Genomic DNA, 4,791 nt, shown 5'->3' with positions numbered 1-4,791 from the left:
GAAGAGAGGTCAAGCCGTTCCGCTGCGAAAGACACCATGCACTGCCGCGAAAATGGGCAGTGTTTCCGGTGCCGCGGCGTGATTAATCAGTGGCGCAGTGAGCAAAAAATCGATGAGCGTGAAGAAACGCACGGCGTTTGTTCTCGGACATCTCGCGGGCTTCCTCGTCGGTGCCCCAGGTCTCTTCCTGCCAGGTCTCGTCGAGCCGGGAGAGCGCCCAGAGCGCCTCGGGATCCTGCGCGGGGTCGGTGGCGGCAAAGCCGAGCACCAGAGAGCCGGTCAGCGCCACGAGATCGTGAAAGGCCGCCAGCCGGAAATGGTCGAGCGTATGGGTGCGGGCTGCGAGGCGCTCGAGCGCCTCGGCGGGCTGCGGCGCGTGCATCAGCCCCGCGCGCGGCTCAAGCGCGGCGCCAAGATGCTCGGCCGCCCAGGCGAGCATCGGATCCCAGCGTTCGGACTGCAGGGCCACCAGCGGCTCGGGCTCCACGGCGCGGTAGCATAGCAGGTCGCTGTCGCCGTATTCCGCCAGCATGTCGGCCACCGCGGCGCGCTGCGGGGCGACCTTCTCGATGGCGCTGTTGGCGGTGCGGGTGAAGGGCATGGTCTCGGGGGCGATCTTCTCGCCCTGCGCCGCCCATTCCGCGGCGATGGCCTCGGCGAGTGCGCGGGTCGGCACCACCAGCGGCGACTTGCCCGGGGTCATCACGCGGCGGCCGTCCAGTGCGATGCCGTAACCGCCTTCGGTCTCGGTGACGGTCGCCTCGGTGTAGAAGCGGCGGGGGGCCCATTCGCTCATGCGGTCGTCTCCCAGATTTCTTCCAGCAGGGCGGGCAGGGCGCGGATGTCGTCGATGACGTGATGTGCGTCCCGCAGCCGCGCTGCGTCGTGGTAGCCCCAAGTGACGCCGATGGCGGTGACGCCGGCGGCGCGCGCCATCTGCATGTCGAAGCTGGTGTCGCCCAGCATCACCGCGCGGTGCGCGGGCATGGCGGTCTCGGAGAGCGCGGCCTCGATCATCGCGGGGTGGGGCTTGGAGGGGTGGTCGTCGGCGCATTGCTGCGAGACGAAGAGCTCGAACAGCAGGTGCCCGGCAAAACTGCGCACGTCGGTGCCGCGGTCCTTCAGCGCCGCCTTCACCGCGGTGTCGCGCTCGACCGCGGCCGGGTCATAGGCGCGCTGCCACCAGACCGCCCCGGCGCCGGTCTCGTCGATCAGCGCCTCGAGCACCTCGCGTGTGTTGGGATAGAGCGGCGAGCTCTGCGGCGTGCCCTTCTCGATGCGCAGCCCCATGTAGCTGGCCTTGTAGGCCTCGACCATGGCGTCGCGGGTCGCGGGGTCGATCCCGGGCGCGAGCTCGGCGATCGCCAGCGGCAGCGACAGCCCGACGATCGACAGGATTTCGGCCCGCGCGGGGGCCTCGAGCCCGGCGCTGGCGAAGGCCGCGCGCATCGAGGCGAGGATGTCGGCCTGGCTGTCGACGAGGGTGCCGTCGACGTCGAAGATCACGAGGCGCAGGTCGGTCATTGCAGGCTTTCGAAGGGGTCGTCCGCGGCGAGGTCCTCGGTCCAGCCGAGGGTCTCCCAGGTGTGCTTCATGTGCTCGGGCAGCGGCGCGGTCACGGTGACGCGCTTGTGGGTCACCGGGTGTTCGAAGGTCATCGAGCGGGCGTGCAGGTGCAGCTTCTTCGAGATCACCCCGCCGAGCTGGGCGCCCCAGCCGTCGCCGAGGTTTTCCTGCCCCGACCCGCCGTACTTGCCGTCGCCGATGATCGGGTGGCCGATCTCGGCCATGTGCGCGCGCAGCTGGTGGGTGCGGCCGGTGATCGGCTCGAGCGCCACCCACGAGGCGCGGCCGGCGACGCGGTAGAGCGTGGCGTAGAGCGTGTGGGCGCGCTTGGCGCCCTCGGTGCGGTCGACGTCGCGCGGGTGCACGCAGATCATCTTCTCGCCCTCGCCCGAGCTGCCGTGGCCGGGCGCCTTGACCAGCGCGTAGCGGATCTCGCCGAGGTAGGGGGTGGGCACGCCCGCGACCACCGCCCAGTAGATCTTGCGGGTCTGCTTGTGGCGGATGGCGGCGGTCAGCGCCTGCGCCACCGCGCGGGTGCGCGCCAGCAGCAGCACGCCCGAGGTGTCCTTGTCGAGCCGGTGCACGAGGCGCGGCTTCTCGTCGAGGCCGAAGCGCAGCGCCTCGGAGAGGCCATCCACGTGTCGGGTGGTCTTGCTGCCGCCCTGCACCGGCAGGCCCGGCGGCTTGTTGAGCGCGATGATGTGGTCGTCCTTCCAGATCACCGCGTCCTGGATCAACTTGGTGTCGGCATCGCTCACACGGGGCTTCGGCGCGGCGGCGGGGGCCGCGTTCACGGCGTCGGGCTCGGGCAGCGGCGGGATGCGCACCTGCTGGCCGACCTCGAGGCGGGTCGAGGCCTTGACCCGGCCGCCGTCGACGCGGATCTCGCCCTTGCGGCACATCTTCTCGATGCGGCCCTGCGCGAGGTGCGGGAAGTGCCGCTTCAGCCAGCGGTCGAGGCGCTGGTCGCCGTCGCCGGGGCCGATGGTGATGGTCTGGACTCGGCTCATGCGAAAAGGTTCCGTGCGATAAGGAGGCCCGCGAACAGCGCGGCGATGGAAACGGCGACCGAGACCGCCACGTAGCCGAGTGCCAGCGCGACGTCGCCGCGCTCGTAGAGCGTCGCGACGTCGAGCGAGAAGCTCGAGAAGGTGGTGAAGCCGCCGAGGAAGCCCACCGCGAAGAACGGCGCCAGCCGCGTCGCGGAGAGGTTGGCCAGCGCCACCACCAGCAGGCCCATGAGGAAGGAGCCGAGAATGTTGACGGCCAGCGTTCCCCACGGAAAGCCACGCCCCATCAGCGACGTCATGGCGACACCGGTCAGATAGCGCGCGGATGCGCCCAATGCGCCGCCCAGGGCGACCTGTAGAAGCGTCAGGATCATGGTCGCGGAATGTCGCGCGGCGGTGCGCTTGTCAAGGTCGGAGGGGGCTCTGCCCCCGCCCCTGCGGGACCCCCGGAGTTTATCCGGCAAGATGAAGGCGCGACGTCGCGTTACCGGTCAGCCGTTGCGCTCGCGGCGGAGGCGCTCGAAATACTCGACGCGCTTCTTCAGTTCGCGTTCGAAGCCGCGTTCGACCGGGGCGTAGAAGCGCTGGCGGCCCATGTCGTCGGGGAAGTAGTCCTGCCCGGAGAATCCGTCCTCGGCGTCGTGATCGTAGCTGTAGCCGCTGCCGTAGCCCTGTTCCTTCATCAGCCGGGTGGGGGCGTTGAGGATGTGCTTCGGCGGCATCAGCGAGCCGGTGCGGCGGGCATCGGCGCGGGCGGCCTTGTAGGCGGTGTAGGCGGCGTTGGATTTGGGCGCGAGCGCGAGGTAGACCAGCGCGTTGGCCAGCGCCAGCTCGCCTTCGGGAGAGCCCAGCCGTTCGTAGGTCTGCCAGCTGTCGATGCAGATCGCCTGCGCCTGCGGGTCGGCGAGGCCGATGTCCTCGACCGCCATGCGGGTGATGCGGCGGGCCAGGAAGCGCGGGTCCTCGCCGGCCTCGAGCATCCGGGCGAACCAGTAGAGCGCCGCATCCGGGTCGGAGCCGCGCACGGATTTGTGCAGCGCCGAGATCAGGTTGTAGTGGCCGTCGCCGGACTTGTCGTACTGCGCCGCGCGCCGCATCAGCCGCCGGGTGAGCTGGGCCGTGTCGAGCTTGGCGTCGGTCTTCCACGCCATGACCTGCTCGATGAGGTTGAGCGCGGCGCGGCCGTCGCCGTCGGCCATCTCGAGCAGCGCCTCGCGGGCGGCGCCGTCGAGGGGCAGGGCGCGGCCGAGTTCCTTCTCCGCCCGCTGGGCGAGGCGTTCGAGATCGGCGAGGGAGAGGCGCTCGAGCACCAGCACCTGCGCGCGGGACAGCAGCGCCGCGTTCAGCTCGAAGCTGGGGTTCTCGGTGGTGGCGCCCACCAGCAGGATGGTGCCGTCTTCCATGTGGGGCAGGAAGCCGTCCTGCTGCGCCTTGTTGAAGCGGTGGATCTCGTCGACGAAGAGCAGCGTGCCCTGGCCGTTGCTGCGGCGGTGCCGGGCCGCCTCGAAGACCTTGCGCAGCTCCGGGACGCCGGTGAAGATCGCGCTGATCTGGACGAAGTGCAGGTCGGTGGCATCCGCGAGCAGCCGCGCGATGGTGGTCTTGCCGACCCCCGGCGGGCCCCAGAGCACGAGGCTCGAGAGCGCGCCCGAGGCCAGCATGATGCCGAGCGGAGCATCGGGGCCGAGAAGCTGGCGCTGGCCGATCACCTCGTCGAGCGCCCGCGGCCGCAGCCGGTCGGCGAGCGGGCGGGGGGCCCGGTCCTCCGGTGGCGTGGCGTCGGGGCTGTCGAAGAGATCGGCCAAGGGCTCAGCTCCGGAACCGCAGCGACAGGCGCGAGCCGCCGCGTTGCGCGTCGAGCTGCACCCGCGAGCCGGCGCGGTTCAGCAGCGGCGCGACGTCGGCGGGGGCTTCGACCGCCTTGCCGTTGATGCCGCGCAGGATGTCGCCGGGGCGCAGGCCGATGCGGGCGCCGTAGGGGCCGGGATCGGTGACCACCACGCCCTCGCCGCTGAGCGGCAGGTTCAGCTCGGCGCCGACGGCGGGGTTGATGCGGGCCAGCGCGAGACCGGGCAGCAGGTCGCGCTCGCCGAGGGTGACGGCGTCGCGGGCAGGGACCTCGGGCGGGGCGATCATCCCGACCTCGGTCTCCTGCGGTGTGCCGTCGTGCAGGTAGCGGATCTTGGCGACGTGGCCGAGTCCCGCCACGGACATG

General features: G+C 71.0%; 6 protein-coding genes. All 6 read right to left on the bottom strand.

Annotated elements, in window-relative coordinates; genetic code table 11:
• Positions 1 to 82: 82 nt before the first annotated feature.
• Entirely contained in the window at positions 83 to 796 is a 714-nt protein-coding gene (locus HC022_RS19190) for an ATP12 family chaperone protein (protein WP_167453485.1), read from the bottom strand.
• The gene (locus HC022_RS19185) at positions 793 to 1,524 is read right to left on the bottom strand and encodes an HAD-IA family hydrolase (RefSeq protein ID WP_167453484.1); all 732 of its coding nucleotides are present in this window, start codon (positions 1,522 to 1,524) and stop codon (positions 793 to 795) included. Before HC022_RS19185 ends, HC022_RS19190 begins: the two co-directional genes overlap by 4 nt.
• Positions 1,521 to 2,576 carry an RluA family pseudouridine synthase gene (locus HC022_RS19180; protein ID WP_008885728.1) on the bottom strand — a complete coding sequence of 352 codons (1,056 nt, stop codon included), beginning with the start codon at positions 2,574 to 2,576 and terminating at the stop codon, positions 1,521 to 1,523. The genes HC022_RS19185 and HC022_RS19180 overlap by 4 nt, the downstream gene beginning before the upstream one ends.
• The gene (gene crcB / locus HC022_RS19175; protein ID WP_089954740.1) at positions 2,573 to 2,950 is read right to left on the bottom strand and encodes a fluoride efflux transporter CrcB; all 378 of its coding nucleotides are present in this window, start codon (positions 2,948 to 2,950) and stop codon (positions 2,573 to 2,575) included. Before crcB ends, HC022_RS19180 begins: the two co-directional genes overlap by 4 nt.
• Positions 2,951 to 3,067: 117 nt before the next feature.
• Positions 3,068 to 4,381 carry a replication-associated recombination protein A gene (locus HC022_RS19170; RefSeq protein WP_167453483.1) on the bottom strand — a complete coding sequence of 438 codons (1,314 nt, stop codon included), beginning with the start codon at positions 4,379 to 4,381 and terminating at the stop codon, positions 3,068 to 3,070.
• A 4-nt stretch (positions 4,382 to 4,385) separates the two neighbouring features.
• Positions 4,386 to 4,791: PDZ domain-containing protein (locus HC022_RS19165; RefSeq protein ID WP_217704065.1), on the bottom strand; the 406-nt coding region annotated here is incomplete at its 5' end.

Source organism: Salipiger sp. HF18 (assembly GCF_011806505.1).
Lineage (GTDB): Bacteria > Pseudomonadota > Alphaproteobacteria > Rhodobacterales > Rhodobacteraceae > Salipiger > Salipiger thiooxidans.
This window is presented reverse-complemented; position numbering and strand designations above follow the sequence as displayed.